At 65.8% G+C, this 17,987-nt stretch carries 17 protein-coding genes; 8 read left to right on the forward strand and 9 right to left on the reverse strand.

Features of this window, described 5'->3' with window-relative positions; genetic code table 11:
• Window positions 1-128: 128 nt before the first annotated feature.
• Genes ABE434_RS00070 through ABE434_RS00085 form a run of 4 tightly spaced genes read right to left on the reverse strand, consistent with a single transcriptional unit; the run spans window position 129 to window position 5,023 of the window.
• On the reverse strand, window positions 129-1,400 hold the full coding sequence (locus tag ABE434_RS00070; RefSeq protein WP_346477308.1) for a carbohydrate porin: 1,272 nt from the start codon (window positions 1,398-1,400) through the stop codon (window positions 129-131).
• Window positions 1,397-2,794, reverse strand: a complete 1,398-nt coding sequence (locus ABE434_RS00075; RefSeq protein ID WP_346477309.1) for a cytochrome c — start codon at window positions 2,792-2,794, stop codon at window positions 1,397-1,399. The genes ABE434_RS00070 and ABE434_RS00075 overlap by 4 nt, the downstream gene beginning before the upstream one ends.
• Complete coding sequence (locus ABE434_RS00080) at window positions 2,791-4,431, reverse strand: GMC family oxidoreductase (RefSeq protein WP_346477310.1); 1,641 nt, start codon at window positions 4,429-4,431, stop codon at window positions 2,791-2,793. Before ABE434_RS00080 ends, ABE434_RS00075 begins: the two co-directional genes overlap by 4 nt.
• Before the next feature lie 46 nt (window positions 4,432-4,477).
• Complete coding sequence (locus ABE434_RS00085; protein WP_346477311.1) at window positions 4,478-5,023, reverse strand: sugar dehydrogenase complex small subunit; 546 nt, start codon at window positions 5,021-5,023, stop codon at window positions 4,478-4,480.
• Between the two features lie 182 nt (window positions 5,024-5,205).
• Here ABE434_RS00085 and ABE434_RS00090 point away from each other — a divergent pair, with 182 nt between their 5' ends.
• The 3 genes from ABE434_RS00090 to ABE434_RS00100 all read left to right on the forward strand — a co-directional run bounded on the left by ABE434_RS00090 (window position 5,206) and on the right by ABE434_RS00100 (window position 9,068).
• Entirely contained in the window at window positions 5,206-5,457 is a 252-nt protein-coding gene (locus tag ABE434_RS00090; RefSeq protein ID WP_346477312.1) for a hypothetical protein, read from the forward strand.
• Between the two features lie 171 nt (window positions 5,458-5,628).
• A complete protein-coding gene (locus ABE434_RS00095) occupies window positions 5,629-7,215 on the forward strand; it encodes an SDR family oxidoreductase (protein WP_346477313.1) in 1,587 nt (528 codons plus the stop codon).
• A gap of 125 nt (window positions 7,216-7,340) precedes the next feature.
• Complete coding sequence (locus tag ABE434_RS00100; RefSeq protein WP_346477314.1) at window positions 7,341-9,068, forward strand: EAL domain-containing protein; 1,728 nt, start codon at window positions 7,341-7,343, stop codon at window positions 9,066-9,068.
• On the opposite strand, the gene ABE434_RS00105 is transcribed toward ABE434_RS00100, so the two are convergent.
• Both ABE434_RS00105 and ABE434_RS00110 read right to left on the reverse strand, forming a co-directional pair.
• A complete protein-coding gene (locus ABE434_RS00105) occupies window positions 9,058-9,732 on the reverse strand; it encodes a ChrR family anti-sigma-E factor (protein WP_346477315.1) in 675 nt (224 codons plus the stop codon). The genes ABE434_RS00100 and ABE434_RS00105 overlap by 11 nt on opposite strands.
• Window positions 9,729-10,355, reverse strand: coding sequence for a sigma-70 family RNA polymerase sigma factor (locus ABE434_RS00110; protein ID WP_346477681.1), 627 nt, complete (start codon window positions 10,353-10,355; stop codon window positions 9,729-9,731). The genes ABE434_RS00105 and ABE434_RS00110 overlap by 4 nt, the downstream gene beginning before the upstream one ends.
• 163 nt (window positions 10,356-10,518) lie before the next feature.
• On the opposite strand from ABE434_RS00110, the gene ABE434_RS00115 reads away from it, so the two are divergent.
• From ABE434_RS00115 to ABE434_RS00125, 3 genes are read left to right on the forward strand one after another with little or no spacing between them, the layout of a single operon-like run.
• Window positions 10,519-11,658: an SPFH domain-containing protein gene (locus ABE434_RS00115; protein WP_346477316.1), complete on the forward strand. Its 1,140-nt coding sequence runs from the start codon at window positions 10,519-10,521 to the stop codon at window positions 11,656-11,658.
• A 21-nt stretch (window positions 11,659-11,679) separates the two neighbouring features.
• Window positions 11,680-13,026: a TFIIB-type zinc ribbon-containing protein gene (locus ABE434_RS00120; protein WP_346477317.1), complete on the forward strand. Its 1,347-nt coding sequence runs from the start codon at window positions 11,680-11,682 to the stop codon at window positions 13,024-13,026.
• Complete coding sequence (locus ABE434_RS00125) at window positions 13,023-13,274, forward strand: hypothetical protein (RefSeq protein WP_346477318.1); 252 nt, start codon at window positions 13,023-13,025, stop codon at window positions 13,272-13,274. The genes ABE434_RS00120 and ABE434_RS00125 overlap by 4 nt, the downstream gene beginning before the upstream one ends.
• A 63-nt stretch (window positions 13,275-13,337) precedes the next feature.
• Here the strand turns inward: ABE434_RS00125 and ABE434_RS00130 are convergent, their stop codons facing one another.
• Both ABE434_RS00130 and ABE434_RS00135 read right to left on the reverse strand, forming a co-directional pair.
• The gene (locus ABE434_RS00130; RefSeq protein ID WP_346477319.1) at window positions 13,338-13,796 is read right to left on the reverse strand and encodes a prepilin-type N-terminal cleavage/methylation domain-containing protein; all 459 of its coding nucleotides are present in this window, start codon (window positions 13,794-13,796) and stop codon (window positions 13,338-13,340) included.
• Window positions 13,797-13,999: 203 nt separating this feature from the next.
• Window positions 14,000-14,458 carry a prepilin-type N-terminal cleavage/methylation domain-containing protein gene (locus tag ABE434_RS00135; protein ID WP_346477320.1) on the reverse strand — a complete coding sequence of 153 codons (459 nt, stop codon included), beginning with the start codon at window positions 14,456-14,458 and terminating at the stop codon, window positions 14,000-14,002.
• Between the two features lie 233 nt (window positions 14,459-14,691).
• Here ABE434_RS00135 and pip point away from each other — a divergent pair, with 233 nt between their 5' ends.
• Together pip and ABE434_RS00145 are read left to right on the forward strand one after the other, a co-directional pair.
• The gene (pip, locus tag ABE434_RS00140) at window positions 14,692-15,639 is read left to right on the forward strand and encodes a prolyl aminopeptidase (RefSeq protein ID WP_346477682.1); all 948 of its coding nucleotides are present in this window, start codon (window positions 14,692-14,694) and stop codon (window positions 15,637-15,639) included.
• A gap of 9 nt (window positions 15,640-15,648) precedes the next feature.
• Window positions 15,649-16,401, forward strand: a complete 753-nt coding sequence (locus ABE434_RS00145; protein ID WP_346477321.1) for a sulfite exporter TauE/SafE family protein — start codon at window positions 15,649-15,651, stop codon at window positions 16,399-16,401.
• A 10-nt stretch (window positions 16,402-16,411) separates the two neighbouring features.
• Here ABE434_RS00145 and ABE434_RS00150 read toward each other — a convergent pair whose 3' ends face one another.
• Window positions 16,412-17,806 (reverse strand): serine hydrolase domain-containing protein, encoded by a 1,395-nt coding sequence (locus ABE434_RS00150; protein ID WP_346477322.1) that lies wholly within the window; start codon window positions 17,804-17,806, stop codon window positions 16,412-16,414.
• Between the last annotated feature and the right edge of the window lie 181 nt (window positions 17,807-17,987).

Raw genomic sequence — 17,987 nt, forward strand, 5'->3', positions numbered from 1 at the left:
AACCGTCCCTTCTGCGCAGGTTGGAAGCTGGCAGGTTTAGCGCTGCTGGACGCCACGTATCCGGCTCTCGGGGCTTTCTCATCAGCTGGAATGATGAGAAAGCTCCGTCGTGGGTTATTGAACTCCGCTTACAGCGTCGCCTGCGCCTGCAGCGTGAACACCCAGCTGTCCGGACGGCTGTCATACGCTCCGGGGCGCGCGACGTACTGCACCGCGGGCCGCAGGATCAGCCACGGCGTGACCTGCACGCCATAGTTCAGTTCAACGAACTGCTCGTTGCTCTGCACGTCCTTGCCGGTGATGCGCTGGTATTGGGCAAGCCGATCGGAAATGTCAAGCCGGGTCCATGCCAGGCTGAGGACATCATCCTCGCGCGATGCCACCACGCCGCGCCAGCTCAGCCCGGCTTCCCACGAGTACCGCATCAGGCCGGTCCTGGCATCCGCACGTGTCGCCACCCCGAACACCGACAGTCCGCGCACCGTGTCACCCTCGGGTTTCAGGACGCGCTGCGCCAGCTGGATGTACGAGCCGCTGCGATGGGACGCGCGCGGTGCGGCCGGATTGCCGATGTCGTCGGCATTGGACGTGTCCAGGTAATACCCGACCTTGTAGGTGCCGCCGTAAAGCTCTCCGGTGTTGCCGTGGCTGTAGCCCACTTCCACGGGCAGGAACAGGCCGGTCTTGCCACGATCGGACACGCGGAACCCACTGTTGGCCTGTTTGCGCATCGGAACGACATCGTAGATGCCGGTCTGCGCGTACCAGCCCGAGGGATCGGCCCACTTCACCCGCAGGCCCCACTGGCCGGTCGGATTGTCCAGCCAGCCGGAGCTGTAGATCGGTCCCAGCGGATGGCCGCATTGGCCGTTGTTGTTGAAATTGCAGGTGTACGGCAAGCCGCCGAAGTCGTTGCCCATCGAGTAGAACCCACCCTTCAGGCTCAGCCGCTTGTCCAGCAGCCAACGCTCGTAGGAGAGCTCGTTGAAGCGCAGGTTCTGCCCCTGGCCATAGAAGGCCTGGTTCTGCACATAGGAGCCGGTCGAACGGTCATTGACCGCATTGCCGAAGCGGTCGGAGAGCACCACGCGCATCGTGCCGTCGAAGCCGAAGGCCTTGCCGGTATCGATCAGGGCGCCAACATCGACGTGCTCGGCGGTGGACCAGTCGGTCCCTTTGTAGCCATCGCTGTTGACGCCCGTGGCGATCACGATGCGCGCGCTCGGCGTCACGCCGCGGTCCTGCAGCCAGATCCGGGCGGCCCAGTCGGCACTGAGCGGCGTCTGGGCAATGGTGTCGACGGGTTTGGCTTTGGGCGCGTCCGGGTCGGCCGCCCACACCGGCACGCTGGCCGCGACTGCCGCCAGCGCGAGGCCGGCCAGGAGAGACGTGCGCTTCATGCCGAGGCCCTCCGCTGCGTGCGTTTTTTCCAGGCGCGTCGCAGCAGCAGGATCACCCCTATGAAGGCCGCAAGCCCCAGGATGAGCAGCGGCAGCCACAGGCGTGCGATCTTGGCCAGCAGTGGCTTCTCGCCGCCGTCGCGGATCAGCGCGACCTGGGCTTCCGTGACCTGGTCGCCGGGGCCGAAGCTCGTCCGCACGTAGCTCGCGACGGCCGCGACGTCGGCATCGCTCAGGGCCTGGACGAACGAGCCTTCCGAGAAATGCGGCATCAGCACGTGCTCGCCATCCACTTCGCGGTCGATGCCGCCGATGATGGTGGCCACGAGATTCTGTGGACGGGCCATGCCCACGGTGCTGTTGTGGATCAGCGACGGGTAGTAGCCGTCCTGGCTGCCCTCGCCTCGCGAACCGTGGCAGCTCGCGCAGAGGCCGGAGTACAGCACCGCACCGGACGCGAGGGGGGCGTCCGTGCCACGCACCGGCTGCTCGCTCGGTGTCCGGGTGGCATCGCCCCAGGCAAAGGCAGCACGGGTGGCGTCCTTGTCCGCCACCGCCGGCACGGTGCGCAGGTAGGTCACGATGGCACGGATGTCCTCATCGCGCAGTTTGGAGAGGCTGTTGGTCACCGCCTCGGCCATGCCGCCGCCCGCCTGTCCCTTGCCGGCCACGCGGCCGGTTTTCAGGTACTGGGCGAGCTCGTCATCGGTCCAGCCGCCGATGCCACTGATCGGGTGCGAGGTGATGTTCGGCGCATACCAGTCGCCCAGCGAGCCACCGGCGAACGCCTTGCCGCCTACTTCCTGCATCATCAATCCGCGCGGACTGTGGCAGCTCGAGCAGTGCGCCAGCCCTTCCACCAGATACGCGCCGCGATTCCACTGCGCGTCTTTTGCGGGATCGGGCTGGAAGGGTTTCTTGTCGAGGAAAAGCAGGTTCCACACCGCCATGGACGAGCGGACGCTGAAGGGGAATGGCAGTTCGGTCGCGTGGGCCTCCTCATCAACTGGCGCCACCGCCTGCATGAAGTACACGTACAGCGCGTGGATGTCCTCGTCGGTCAGCTTGGCATACGAGGTGTACGGCATCGCCGGATACAGATGGGCACCATCCTTGCGCACGCCCTCGCGGACCGCCTTGGCAAAATCGTCTTCGCTGTAAGTGCCGATGCCGTGGCTCTTGGACGGGGTGATGTTGCTGGCCCAGATCTCGCCCAGCGGCGAGGCGATCGCGTAGCCGCCCGCATACGGTTTGCCCTGCTTCGGGCTGGTATGGCAGGCCACGCAATCCGCCGCCACGGACAGGTAGCGCCCGCGCTCCACCGTATCGTCGGCGCGCACGGTCTGGCTGAGGCCACCCAGGAAAGTCATCGTGATGAGCAGGAGGGTCTTCATGCCGCACGCTCGATGGCATCGGCCGCGCGCAGGGCCAGCGCGGCCATGGTCAGGGTACTGTTGACCACGCTGGCCGAGACCATCGCGCTGCCGCCCGGCAGCCACAGGTTCGGGTGATCATGCGCGCGGCAATCGCCGTCGACCACCGAGTCACGCGGATCGGCGCCCATGATGGTCGAGCCCATGATGTGGTTGTTGGCGTTGAGCGCCGTGGTGATCACGAACTCTTCCGCATTGAACAGCGTGCCGATGTGCCGCAGCTGCTCGCAAGATCTGTCGTACCCCTTGCGCGCGTAATCGCCCAGCGAGTAATGGATGTCCGGGCAGGCCAGGCCGTGGCCGTCGACCCGGGTCTTGGACAGCGTCAGCCGGTTGGTCGGGTCGGGCAGCGGCTCGAGGCTGATCGACAGGTCCACCCCGTAGATCGCGCGGCGGCGGATTTCGGCGTCCAGCGCCTCACCGGCCAGCCCCATCTTCAGCGCCTGGTCGGTGGCGATCGCCACGCGGCTGATGTTGTTGAGGATGATCTTGGTGGCCGAGTACTCCGAGCGGAACGCGCCGTCGCGCGGCCCGACCATGCAGCTGGACTGCGCCGGCCCGCGCCCCAGCCAGATCGGCCGATCGGCAATGAACGAGCAGTGGAAGCCGGAGTGGTCCAGCATGTTGCGCCCGACCTGGTCGGACGAATTGGCGATGCCGTTCGGGTTCTGTTCGTTGGCCGCGAGCAGCAGCAGGCGCGGCGTCTCCAGCGCATTGCAGGCAATCACGAAACTGCGGCCGGTGGCCTTGTGGCTGACCTTGTCGCTGTCATACCAGTGGATGGCGGTGACCCGGTTCTGTGCGTCGGTGTCGATTCTGTACGCCACGGCTTCGGCCAGCACCTTGGCGCCCAGTGCCTCGGCGGCCTCGACGGTATGGACGCCGTTGTACATCGCCCCGATCGGGCAGATCGGCTGGCAGTTGTTGTTGCCACAGCACGCGGGGCGATCGTTCCAGGGCTTGATCATGCGCCCCTGCGGGATCGGCACCAGGTTGTAGCCGTGCGGATTGACCACCTCGGCGAATACCTTGTCACCGTTGCCCCAGGGAATCATGTCGGCCAGGTAGGGCTTGGAGCGTTCCGATGGGCTCTGCTGCGCCGGATCGTTCGGCCCGGAGACACCCATGGCCTCTTCGGCGCGGCAGTAATACGGCTCGATGTCCTCGTAGCTGATCGGCCAATCCCGCCCGACGCCGTAGGCGGACTGCATTTTGAAGTCGACGGGCAGATGGCGCCAGCAGGAGGCCGCCCAGTGCCAGGTGGTGCCACCGACGGCCTTGATGAAGCCCTGGTGGAAGCTGCTGGCATCGGGGCCGGTCAGGCCGACGTAATCGTTGGCGGGAAAATACAGGGGTGCCGTCGCGAACTTCGATTGCGGATACGGCCCCTGGAAGTCGCTGCCGATGCGCCGTTCGAAGCTGGCGTTGCGCCAGTTCTCGACCACATCGGAACGGTTCAAGCGCGGGCCGGCCTCCAGGACCAGGACGGATTTGCCGGCACGCACCAGCTGATGGGCGATCAACGCACCGACGACGCCCGAACCGACGATCACGACGTCGGCATCGGCGTCGCCATCACGGAAAACCGGAGCTTTCATGAGAGGGATTCCAGAGCTACGAAAGGTGTAAGAGGACCGCGCAGGCTTATGCGTGGGTTCGAATCGGGGCCGGCGGCGCGGCGATCCACCAGGCGGGTCCGCCCTGGACGTAGGTCGGCGGGGAGAGACCGTCGTCCACGCAGCGCTGCATCAGCGCATCGCGATAGGAGACGGTCACGGCATGCACGCCCTTGCCCACGGTGCCGGTGTACCACGCGGTAATGATCGCCAGCGCCGCGGGCCTGGCCTCGCCGGCGGCGGCGACGAGCGCCGTGGCACCGCTCACCTGCCCCGCCAACGTAACCAGGGCGGGGAACTGCGCATGCAGCTCGGGCTGAAGTTGGGCGAACGCCTTTTCGATCCGGTCGGCCGTGGCCGGATCCAGATCGGTCTTGCCGGTCAGGGCATGGGAGAGGCCGAGAAAGGCGGTATCGGCCTTGGCCGCAGGGGTCGTCGCAGCAGGGGTTGCCGCCGGGGGCGCTCTGTCACCGCAGGCCGCGAGCAGGGAAGCCGAACCGACCGCAAGCAGGAAGCCTCTTCGTGTGAGGCCGTGCGCCCGCCGATTCTCGTCCAATCCCTCGGGAATACTCATGATGTGAACTCTGCTCCGTAACACGCCGGCTCCCCGCCCGTAGACCACGGAACGGCTAAGCGTCGACGGCGGCAAGGGTACTCCATGCGGTTGTCATCACAGAGTGATCATCGGGGTGATCACGCATCGCCAACGGGGTCGGCGCTACAACCCGGGTTCGTCATCACTGCCGGAGAATCGTCATGCGAATCGTGTTGTTGAGTGCCGTCGCGACGCTCGCGCTGTCGGCCTGCAGCCAGGGCGAGCATACCGAGCAGGGCAAGCATGCCGATGCGATCGAGCAGCCTGCAGCGGCTACCGCGCCTGCGGACGACGCGTCCGCCCGCAACGTGCCCGGGGGCGGCAGTGGCACGGCCGCCTCCGAAGAGCAGGACTCCGGCCATGGCACTGAGACCTCCGCGGAGCCGAAGCACGCGACCCCGCCGAAGCCCTGACCCGTCATGAGAGCCTGAGTTTCAGGCCGCTGAACATCCGATCCGGCATCAAATCCCAGGATCAGGGACAATACCGCCCACCGTCTGCCCCGGCCTGCCGGCGAATGCCCGCCCAGGCGGCCATTGCGCGGCCGTCCATGCCTGCCTTCCTGCTGCTTTTCCGGATCCGAATTGAATACCACCGCCCTGCCCCTTGCCGATGACGACCTGCCCCTGACCGACCGCCTGCGCACCGCGCTGGACCTGCTGGAGGCCATCGAAGCCGACCGCAGCGTGCTCGATACGCTGCCGGAAGCCGACCGCGTGCGCCTGCACCAGGTCGTCGCCAAGGTCTACCACCCCGAGCCCAAGGCCCGCCGGGCAAAGCTGAAGCAGCAGGCCAAGGCGCGTCATCAGGAGAAGGTGGCCAAGGCCGAGGCGCTGCTGGAGCAGACCGGCATCCGCGCCCTGCGCCGCAAGCCGGTGTTCAGCACCCCGAACTATTTCCCGCCGCACGCCGCCGGCCTGCACGATGCCTCCAACGGTGAGCATGCCGACGCCACGCCTGAGCCGGTGCATTCGCCGGAGCTGCGCCACTGCTATGTCTGCAAGCAGAAGTTCACCCAGCTGCATCACTTCTACGACCAGATGTGCCCGGCCTGCGCCGAGCTGAACTTCTTCAAGCGCACCGAGACCGCCGACCTCACCGGTCGCGTCGCGCTGCTGACCGGCGGGCGGGTCAAGATCGGCTACCAGGCCGGCCTGAAGCTGCTGCGTGCCGGTGCGGAACTGATCGTGACCACGCGCTTCCCGCGTGACTCGGCCGCGCGGTACGCCGAAGAGCCGGATTTCGCCGAATGGGGCCACCGCCTGCAGGTCTACGGCTTGGACCTGCGCCACACGCCGAGCGTGGAAGCCTTCTGCAACGAGCTGCTGGCCACGCGGTCGCACCTGGATTTCATCATCAACAACGCCTGCCAGACCGTGCGTCGCCCGCCGCAGTTCTACGCGCACATGATGGCCGGTGAAACCGCTCCGCTGCAGGAGGTGCCCGATACGCTGCGCAGGTTGATCGGCGATTACGAGGGCCTGCGCAGCGCCGAGCTGCTCGGTACCACCGGCTCGGCCGCGCTGCCGGTGGTCCAGGGCCGCGACTTCAACGCCGCCAATGGCCTGACCCGTGCGGCCGAGCTGTCCCAGGTGCCGCTGCTGGACGATGAGCTGGTGGCCCAGCAGCACCTGTTCCCGGACGGTCGCCTGGATCAGGACCTGCAGCAGGTCGATCTGCGCGGCCGAAACTCCTGGCGCATGCTGATGGCCGAAGTGCCGTCGGTGGAACTGCTGGAAACCCAGCTGGTCAACGCCATTGCGCCGTTCATCATCAATGCGCGCCTGAAGCCGCTGATGCTGCGCACGCCGGGACGCGACAAGCACATCGTCAACGTCTCGGCGATGGAGGGGCAGTTCTACCGCAACTTCAAGACCACCCGCCACCCGCATACCAACATGGCCAAGGCCGCGCTGAACATGATGACGCGCACCTCGGCGGCCGATTACCAGAACGACGGCATCCACATGAACAGCGTCGACACCGGCTGGGTGACCGACGAGGATCCGGCGGATATCGCGGCCAAGAAGGTCAAGGAAGAGCGCTTCCACCCGCCGCTGGATATCGTCGATGGCGCCGCGCGCATCGTCGATCCGATCATCCACGGCATCAACACCGGCGAGCCTGTCTGGGGTCAGTTCCTGAAGGATTACGCGCCCACGGACTGGTAACTGCATCCGGAACGGCGTTTGGCGCGTATGGAGTGGACAGAAGGCCGCTGGCCCCCGCCCCCCTCCGATACGACATGAGTCCCCCACCCTCCCCCCTGGATGAAAGACGCGCGGTGCTGAGCGCCATGCAGGTCGACAGCGTGGCGTCGCTGCCTGCGCTGGACCGGCTCACCGCGCTTGTTGGTTATACCTTCAACGCGCCGGTGGCGTTCGTCTCGGTCCTGGGGGATGTGAAGCAGCGCTTCCTTTCCCGGATCGGTCTGCCCATGGCGCAGACCGATATCCGTTCGTCGATCTGCGCCCACGCCGTCACCGCCGACGGTGTCCTGGTCGTCCCGGATCTCGAGCAGGACGCTCGTTTCCGGGACAACCCGCTGGTGACCCACAGTCCCCACCTGCGTTTCTATGCGGGCGCGCCGCTGGTAGCCAAGAATGGCGTCGCCATCGGTGCGCTGTGCGTCATGGACACTCGTCCGCGCACCTTTGACCCGCGCGATCAGGAACAGTTGGCCACCTTGGCGGAGCTGGTGATCGCACAACTGGAGCTGCGCAACCTCTCCGGCAACCTCGATCCGGTCAGTGGCCTGCCCAGCCGGCACCAGTTTCATGCGGATCTGCCGGGCATTCTCTCGCGCTGTGCGGATGGAAGGGCTTACGCCGTGGCGGTGGACGTGCTGGATATTCCGCGCGCCAACCAGGTGGGCCAAGTGCTGGGGCTGCGCCCGTTGGAAGCACTGATCCGGCGTGCCGGCGTCCGTCTGCGCACCGCGCTGGAGGACGTCGCAACGGTGTACCACGTTGGGGTAACCCGGTTCGCGTTCGTGGTCGACATGCCGACAGCAGGCCATGTCGAGAGCCTGGTCCTGGAGCTGAGGACGCGAATGCTGCGCCCGTTGATGGCTGCCGCGGTACCGATGTCCCCCCGCTTCCATGCCGGCATCTGTGCCGTCGATGCGGATGAGCAGGACAGTCACGACGTGCTGCGACGACTGCTGGTCAGCATGCAGGGCGCGTTCGACGCTCGCCAGGCGCTTTGCTGGTACTCCGAACAACGCGACGAACGGATGCACCGCGCCTACCGGCTGGCCTCGGATGCCGAGCGCGGGCTGCAGAACGGTGACTTCCATCTCGACTACCAGCCCCGTTTCACCCTCGACGGTCGGCGCCCGGTCTCGGCAGAAGCCTTGATCCGCTGGAGCCACCCCACCCTGGGGCCGATCAACCCGGGTGAGTTCATTCCGGTCTTCGAGCGGACCGCACTGATGGACGAGGTGACCACCTGGGTGCTGGACACGGCGCTGGATCAGGTCCAAGCGTGGCGCGCCCAGGGACAGGACATTCCGGTCTCGATCAATCTGTCCAGCAGTTATCTGTCCAACGCCTCGGCATGGCATGACATCCGCAGCAAGCTCGAGCACAGGGCGCTGCCGTTCTCGATGATCGAACTGGAGATCACCGAGGGCGAATGGCTGCGTCCGGGGTCACCGGCGATCGACCACATCGCGGCGATGGCGGAGGCTGGCATCAAGGTGGCGATTGATGACTTTGGCAGTGGCTACAGCAACTTCAGCTACCTGTCAGACCTCCCTATCCACACCGTAAAGCTGGACAAGTCGCTGATCGATGGCATCGCCGACAATCGGCGCGCACGCGCCAAGGTGTCCGCCATCCATCATCTGGCCCATGAGCTTGGCTATCTGACGGTGGCCGAAGGGGTCGAGCAGGAAGCGCAGATGGACGTTCTGGCCGACATGGGGATCGACGAAGTCCAAGGCTATCTGCTTGCGCGGCCCACGTCCCCGGCCGCGGTGAGGCAGGTGTTCGAAGAGGGCGCGGGCATTTTCAGAGTTTGAACACCTGCTGCAGCTTGCGGGCGAACCAGCCACTGAAGACCAGCGGCGCATCCAGCGCTGAAACGCAGATGCACGCCACGCCTGGCGTGGTCACCGGCTGATGCTCGACCTCACTGTCCAGATCGGCCACATCGCCTGGTGCGAAATGCCCCAGCGAATCGTCATAGGCACCGCGGAGGATCTGGGTCAGCTCGCTGTTGCCATGGCTGTGCATGGGCAGGCATTTACCGGGCGCGATCTTCAGCATGATCAGCGACGGCAGGTCCGGGGCGCGGATGCAGTGCACGCCCGGCGCCATCCACCGCCATTTGAGCGAGCGGTAGGAGGTCCCGAAATGCGGTGCAAGCGCGGAGGGCAGCCGATCCGGATCGTGCGTGCCCACCCGGCTGCGCTCGACCTCGACCCGCGCCACCGCGGGCGCGGCCGCTGCATCCAGCCTGCCCAGCATTGCCTCCCGCAGCGCCGCCTGCCGATCTTCTTCCGCTGGCGGCGACCCTTGCTGCTCGAGCAGCATCCCGCCCAGGCGCTCGGCCGAGCGTAGCTGCTCCCGGCACTGGGGGCAGGACTCCAGGTGCGCGGCAGCAACCACGGACATCTCCGCTGCCAGCGTGCCGGTCGCAAACGCGAGCACGGTGGCCGGATCCAGGTGGTGGCGAGGATTCACCGCTTCTCTCCCATCAGCGACTGCAGTTGAAGGAACGCTCGCCGGATGTGCGATTTGACTGTTCCCAGGGGCATGTTCAATTCTTCCGCGATCTCGGCATGGGTCTTTGCTTCGAAGTACGACATCCGGATCAGCCGTGCCTGTGTGGCGGAAAGCTCGTCCAGCCGTTGCTTGAGCCGGACCTGCTCGGTGTGCAGCTCGGCCAGGGAGCCCCGCCCGTCATCCTGCTCGGCAGCCTGCTCGACCACCTCGTGGGCATGCACCCAGATGTGTTCCCGCCGCACGCGGTCGATATGCAGATTGCGGGCGATCCGGTACAGCCAGGTGCCCAGCCCGCTTCGGGACGGGTCGTAGAGATCGGCGCGGTTCCACAGTTTCAGCAGCACCTCCTGGGCGAGATCCTCCGCCACTGCCTGAGGCGCTCCCAGTCCACTGAGGTACCGGCACAGGCGCGGCATGAAGTGGTCGTAGATGCGCATGAAACACTCACGGTCACGCGCGCCCGCCACCGCGGCCACATCCGCAGCCCAGGTCTTCAGCTCCGCAGTATGTTGCGCGGGAATGGCACTCATCCGGGCCGCCTCGAAAGGCGTCAACCTTGCAGCAGAGGGGTCGGCGTCCATCGTAGGCCAGTTCCGGGCGATCGGCGACTTGGGGTTCATGGCTGCTTCTACGGACAACGGGGCGGATTGGATGCAAGCGCCTCCTGCCGCCCCCCTGGCTGCTGATATAGTCAGCCGAGCATGGCGGGCACGGTGTCCGGCCACGAATCACAGGGAGCGGGTCATGGGTCTTCGTCAGGCAGTGGCAGGGGCAGTCGGTGGCGTTCTGGCCGACCAGTGGAAGGACTTCTACACCGTGCCGACGGGCCTGCCCTCCACGGCAGCGCTGTTCGCGGCCGTGCCGCGCGGCACCAATGCCGGCCGCGGGTCGAACACCAGCGCCTCCTCGAACATCATCACCAACGGCTCGAAGATCGTGGTGCCTGAGGGTTACGGCCTGCTGCTGTTCCAGGACGGTGCGATCACCGGCTTCGTCGCAGAACCGGGCGGCTACGAGTGGCGCTCGGACGATGCCAATTCGCAGTCGATCTTCGCCGGCGACGGCTTCGTCAGCCCGTTGATCAAGCAGAGCTGGGAACGCTTCAAGTTCGGCGGCCAGCCGGGGTCGCAGCAGGCGGCCTTCTTCGTTTCTCTGAAGGAACTGCCGGACAACCGCTTCGGTACGCAGTCCGAGATCTACTGGGACGACGGCTTCCTCGGCACCCAGGTCGGCGCGGTCACGCGCGGCTCGTACACGCTGAAGATCGTCGATCCGATCCTGTTCGTGAAGAATTTCGTGCCGGCCAGCTACCTGCAGCCGGGCCAGGTGTTCGATTTCACCGATCTGGACAACGCCGCCGCCAGCCAGCTGTTCAATGAAGTGGTCGGCTCGCTGGCCCCGGCCTTCAGCCTGTATACGAACGATCCCGGCAAGGGCAACCGCATCACCAAGCTGCAGCAGGATTCGCTGGGCTTCGCGCAGAGCCTGTCCGCTGCCGTCGAGCAGGGCTACCAGTGGAAGTCCGATCGTGGCCTGGCCATCGTCAAGACCGCCATCGTCTCGATCGAGTACGACGCCAACACCCGCGAGCTGCTCAAGACCGTGCAGCGCGCCGATGCCCTGGCCGGCGCGCGCGGCAATTCCAATCTGCAGGCCAGCGTCGCCCAAGGCATCCAGTCGGCCGGTGAGAACGGCGGCGCGGCGGGCCTGGTCGGCGTGGGCATGGCCTCGGGCATGCTCGGGGTCGGTGGCATGCAGCAGCCGGTCGCTCCGGCAGCGGACGATCCGGTCGCCAAGCTGAAGAAGGCCAAGGAGATGCTCGACCTCGGCCTGATCACCCAGGACGATTACGACACGCTCAAGGCCAAGGCGCTGGGGCTGTAAGACACCGAGCGCACCGACACCATGTCCGACCCCAAGATCCCACCGCCGATCCCGGCGGTTCCGCCGCCGTTGCCGCCTTCCCCGGCAGCACCGGTCACCGGCCCGGGCTCGCCCCGGGACGTGCCGCCCCTGCCCGGCAGTTTTCCGCTGGACCCGGAGACCCTGCCCCAGCCCATCCGCGATGAGGTGCAGGCGCCCGACCCGGTCGCGCTGGACACCTCGGCGGCCGAGCTCAAGGACGGCCTCAACCGCTGCCCGAAATGCGGCTCCAGCGATATCCGCCTCAAGCTGGGCAGCGACGTGCTGGTCTGCCAGTTCTGCCGTCACGAATGGCATGGCGACCGCGTGGAGGAGGCCTTCGGGTTCGGCGAAGGCATCGGCGAGCTGCGCGGCACGGTCGTCGCCTCGGGTGCGCGCGACATCGAGGCCGATACCGCCAGCCTGATGAGCTTCAAATGCACCGGCTGCGGTGCCGAAGTCACCATCAACACCGAGAGCACGATGACGGCACGCTGCCACTGGTGCCGCCATGTGTTCGGGGTCAACGAGCAGATTTCCAATGGCGCGGTGCCCGATGCGGTGCTGCCGTTCCATATCAGCAAGGACGATGCGGTCGCCCGCATCCGCCAGTTCGTGGACAAGCGCCGCCTGTTCGCGCTCAAGGCGTTCAAGGACCAGTTCACGCCGGAGAACGTCACCGGCGTCTATCTGCCCTACATGATCGTGGACAGCAACGTCAGCGCCAGCGTGTCCGGCAAGGGCGAAATCCAGACCCGGCAGTACACGCGCGGCACCGAGAAGAACAAGCAGACCTACTACGACGCCGATGTCTACCAGGTGGATCGCCAGGTGGATTTCACCGTGGACGATCTCACCATGGAATCCTCGTCCGAACGCGGCAACCTGGATACGCAGGCCAACACCAACAACATCATCAACGCGATCCTGCCGTTCGATACCAAGAACGCGCTGAAGTGGAACGCCTCCTATCTGGCGGGCTTCACCTCGGAAAAGCGCAATCTCGACGTGGAGAAGCTGCGGCCGCGCCTGGAAGATCAGCTGCTGTCGATCGCCCGCGCGCAGGTCGAGGGCTCTGTGCGCCGCTACGACCGCGGTGTGCGCTGGGAGCGCGAGCGCGTGGATGTGCACGGCACCCGTTGGGTATCGATGTACCTGCCCGTGTGGCTTTACTCATATCACCAGCCTGGCCGCAACGGCGGCATGCTGCACTACATCGCGGTGAATGGCCGCACCGGTGAAACCATGGGCAGCGTGCCCGTGCAGCAGTGGAAGCTGCTGCTGGCGGCGCTCACCACCGGCACGATCATTGAAGCCCTCGTTCTCTTCTTCCTGGTAGCTGCCTCATGAGCGATGACAGTGGACTCTGGCTGCTTGCCGCCGGCCCGGCCGGTGCGACGGCGTTGTACTGGGCGTTGTACCGGTACTACCGCAACACGGACAAGTCGCATGCCTTCGAGCATGAAACGACCATCGACGCCAAGCCGGTGACGGGCGCGGACCGCAAGGTCGATACCGTGACGGGTACGCAGGAACGGCGGATCCGAGGGGACAATGTGCACGCCTACCGGCAGAGGGTGTCACGCGACGGCGGGTGATGTGGGTGCCGCCTCCTGCCTCCAGGCCATCATCCACGATGACCTGCGCTGCGTAGCTGAAGGTCAGGGATCGGGACGAAGAATGCCTGCCAGCTTGCAGTTTTCCGGGACCCAGTCCCGCACCCTAATATAGGCGTAGCACGCCCACCCATCCGTGGTGGTGTACCACAACTGGACTTCCCCGAATTGCGAAACGCAGTTCAGCGTGGCCATCGGATCATCGGGCCAGGCCACCGCCTTCACTCTGGTGCACAACTCGGTTGAAGGCTTGAGGCCCACCTCTGCAGGAGGGATAACCCGGTTGAGCGGCCCGTCCAAAAGCAAGGTTTCCATCCCAACCTTGCCGGCGGAGATTTCGGACACCATCGCAGTGAGCCGGGCGCGGTCGACGCGTTCCCGATACTCGGGGTAGGCGATCGCAGCGAGGGAGGCCAGGATGACCACCGTGATCATCAGTTCGATCAAGGTGAAACCGGCGGCGTGCGTATGCGGTCGTACGCGGGGAGTGGTGCGTTTGTTCATGGTCTGCTCGCTTGTGGTCTGCGCCCGGGCGCATCTGGCCGGGTGCGCCAAGAAAACCACTGCGTCACGCACTGCACCATGCAAGAACTGCTAAAACGCGGGATTCGCCGCACTTTTACGATTTGTTGCAAGACCAGCCTGGTGGATTTCAAATCCCCCGCTGCGGTGCCGACGTGACCATCGGTGCGCTTCGCGCCGCCAGGTCATGGATCGGGGCGGAAGTAACCCCATGATTCGCAGCCTGTCGGGGCCCAGTCCCGTATCCTGATGTAGGCATGGCAGGCCCACCCATCCGTGGTCGAGTACCACAGCTGTACCTCGCCGTGCTCCGAAACACACGTCAGCCTTGCCACGGGATTGTCCAGCCACGCCACGGCCTTCACTGTGGTGCACAGCTCGGTTGAAGGCTGAAGGCCCACCTCTGCGGGCGGGATGATCGCGCTGAGCGGGCCGTCCATCAGCAGCATTTCCATCCCAACCTTGCCGGCGGAGATTTCGGACACCATCGCAGTGAGGCGGGCGCGATCCACGTGATCGTGGTACTTGGTCAGCGCGATCGCAGCAAGAATGGCCATGATCGCGAGCGTGATCATCAGTTCGATGACAGTGAAACCTGAGGCATGTGCGTGCTGCCGTATGCGTGCGGTCGTGCGGTTGCTCATGGTCTACTCGCTTTGGGTCTACGCCCGGGCGCATCTGGCCGGGTGCGCCAAGAAGACCACCGCGTCACGCACTGCACCATGCAAGAATTGCTAAAACGCCGGATTCGCCGCATTTTTAGGATTTGTTGCAAAGCCCCCCAGATCGTTCGCACGCGCTGTCGTAACGACGACCAGGCATGACGGAAACGGCCGCGATGGCTATCCTGAGCCCAACTGCCGCCGAGATCCGCACCATGCGCACCCTGTACCCGCCTATCACGCCCTACGCACAGCACCGCGTCGCAGTCGATGCGCTGCATACGCTGCATGTGGAGGAATGTGGCAACGCAGAGGGCATTCCGGTCGTGTTCCTGCACGGTGGCCCGGGTGCAGGCGTGTCGCCGCTCCACCGACGCTTCTTTGACCCGGCGCGCTACCGGATCGTCCTGATCGACCAGCGCGGCAGCGGCCGCTCCACGCCGTTCGGTGAGCTGCGCGACAACACCACCCAACATCTGGTGGCCGATGTCGAGATCATCCGCAGCCTGCTCGGCATCGAGCGCTGGCTGGTGTTCGGTGGCTCGTGGGGATCCACGTTGGCGCTGGCTTATGCGCAGGCCCATCCGGACTGCGCTACGGGCGTGATCGTGCGTGGCGTGTATCTCGGCCGTGCCGAGGAAAACCGCTGGTTCGCCGAGGCCGATGGCGGTGCGCGCTGGGTGTTCCCGGAGCGCTGGGCGCGCTACGAGACGCATATCCCCGAGGCGGAACGTGGCGACATGATCGAGGCCTACTGGCGCCGGCTGGACAGCCCCGACCAAGCGACCCGCATCGCCGCGGCGCAGGCCTGGCTCGGCTGGGAAGACCACGCCGCCACCCTGGTGCATGACGTCGATGCAGTGTCCGGTGATGATCCGCTGCACACGCTGGCCAAGGCGCGCATCGAGGCCCACTACTTCCGCAACCGTGCCTTCCTCGATCATGGGCAGCTGCTGCGTGATATCGACCGCATCCGGCATCTGCCGGGCGTGATCGTGCAGGGTCGCTACGACATCATCTGCCCGGCCCGCAGTGCTTGGGACCTGGCCTGCGCCTGGCCCGAGGCCTCGCTGCAGATGGTGCTGTCCGGTCACAGCGCGATGGAGCCGGCCACCGCCGACGCCCTGGTGCGCGCGACGGATGCCTTCGCCGACCGTCAGTAAGGAAACGTCGTGGATTCGATCTACCTGGTGGTGGCGCTGGGCGCCATCGTGGCGGGATTTGTGCAGGGGCTCTCGGGCTTCGCCTTTGGGCTGGTGGCGCTCTCCTTCTGGGCGTGGGTGCTGGATCCCAAGCTCGCGGCTACCCTCTCGGTGTTCGGTGCCCTGACCGGCCAACTGCTGGCGGCGTTCACCGTGCGCCGCGGTTTCAATCTGAAGACCCTGCTGCCCTTCGTTCTGGGTGGACTGGTAGGGATTCCGCTGGGCGTCTACCTGCTGCCAATGCTCGACATGAACTGGCTCAAGGCGATCCTGGGCACCCTGCTGGTGCTGTGGTGTCCCGCCATGCTGCTGTCACGCCAGCTGCCGCGGGTCACCGCGGGCGGGCGCGCGGCGGATGGCGTGGTCGGGTTTGCCGGCGGCATCATGGGCGGGCTCGGTGGCTTCACCGGCACCCTGCCGACGCTGTGGCGCACGCTGCGCGGCTACGAGCGCGATGTGCAGCGCTCCATCGTGCAGAACTTCAACCTGTCGATGCTGCTGGTGACCATGGGCACCTACGTGGGCACCGGCATCGTCACCCGCGAGATGCTGCCGATGTTCGCCATCGTCGCACCGGCCATGTTGATTCCGACCCTGCTGGGCACGCGCCTGTACATCGGCATCAGCGACCTGCGGTTCCGGCAGATCGTGCTCAGCCTGCTGACGGTCTCCGGGATTGCGTTGCTGGCGTCGTCGCTGCCGGTGCTGCTGGGCTGGCGCTGAGCCGGCCGCGTTACAGCGGCAGACGATTGCCGACGAAGTTGACCACGTTCTCCATCGCATCCGGATCGACATTGCTCAATCCGATCACTACGTAGCCCTGGCTGGGCAGCACGATGAGTGCGGCATTCGCGCCGGGCGCCCCGCCCTCGTGGCCGTACTGGCGTTGCCCGCCCTCGCCGCTCACCATGAATCCATAGCCGTACCAGCCTTTGGTGTTCTGCGGCGAAGTGGCAGCCTGCAATGCCGCGGGCGGGATTAGCCGGCCACTGCGCAGTGCCTCGGCGAACCGGAGCAGATCGCCGGCCGTGCTGTAACCCCCGCCTGCCGAGGTGCCACGCAACGGCAGCGTCTTGGTCTCCCGCACCCACTGGCCGTCGCTCAGCGTGTAGGGTACCGCGCGGCCTGGAACCAAGGTCGCCTCGGCCGCCGATCCCGTCGATGTCATGCCCGCTGGATCAAGGATGTGCTGTTCAACATAGGCGTCGTACGACTGCCCCGATGCAGCCTCGATGATCGAGCCGAGCAGGATGTAGCCGTAGTTGGAGTACTGGTCCTGCGTTCCGGGCGTGAAGGCCGGTGCCGCGGTGCCATAGACGCCCCAATAATCGGACAGCGTCTTGAGCGACGCTTTCCGTGTTTCGAAGGCCTCGTCGAAAATCTCGCCCAGGCCACTGGTGTGGTTGAGCAACTGCCTGATGGTGACGGCAGTGGCAACAGCCTGATTGGGGTAGCCCTTGAGGTGCCGTGCGATGGTGTCGTCCAGCGAGAGTTTGCCCGCCTCCGCCAGCTGCAGGATCGCCACCGCGGTGAACATCTTGTTCAACGAGGCCAATCTGAGTTTCGTGGCGGCATCGACCGATACACCCTGCTCGCGATCGGCCAGGCCGCCCTGCCATGCCATCAGCACCTTGCCGTCCTTCGCCAGCAGGAAACTGCCGGACAGCTTGCCCTGTGCCTGCAGGGCGACCAGTCGCGCGCGGCTCTGCGCGAGAAGCGCAGGCATCTCAAGCCGGGCGGGCTTGAAGGCGTCGGGTATATCAACTCCCTCCAGCTGCAGCGTCTTCAGGCGCGGCCTGTTCGCCGGATCGACGGCCACGGTGATCAGCACCCCGCGATCGCTCGATGCTCCGCGCACGATGGCCGCAATGGCATCGGGCGTGTCCACGGTTCTGGTCAGCACATCGAACGGGCCGAAAGTCTCGCGAATGTCCAGATACCGCTGCGCGGTGTGGTCGATCCCGTAGGTCGACAACACCGCCTGCAATTCTTGGCTGTCACCTGCGTTGTAAGCGGCCAGCCAGCGGGTGAATATCTGTTCGGCCTGCACGGGCTCGGCAGGCACTTTCGCCCAGGTGGTGCCGCTGAAGAGCAGCAGCGCCACGGTGAGCATTCTGATCGGCAACATCCTTTCCTGCCTCCTGCGAACGAGCGAGCCACCTCCGGCACCAGCCTCGATTATGCATGGGAGCGGGGGCGTTGCCGCGACCCAAGGTCATGTCCTAAACGCGACGACATCCGCCCATATCGCGAGAGACGGGATACTACGCCCGTCCTACGCTTGGCGTCCTGTTTTCGCGCCACGGTGC

This window comes from Stenotrophomonas sp. TWI1183 (assembly GCF_039673115.1).
Taxonomy (GTDB): domain Bacteria; phylum Pseudomonadota; class Gammaproteobacteria; order Xanthomonadales; family Xanthomonadaceae; genus Stenotrophomonas; species Stenotrophomonas maltophilia_AA.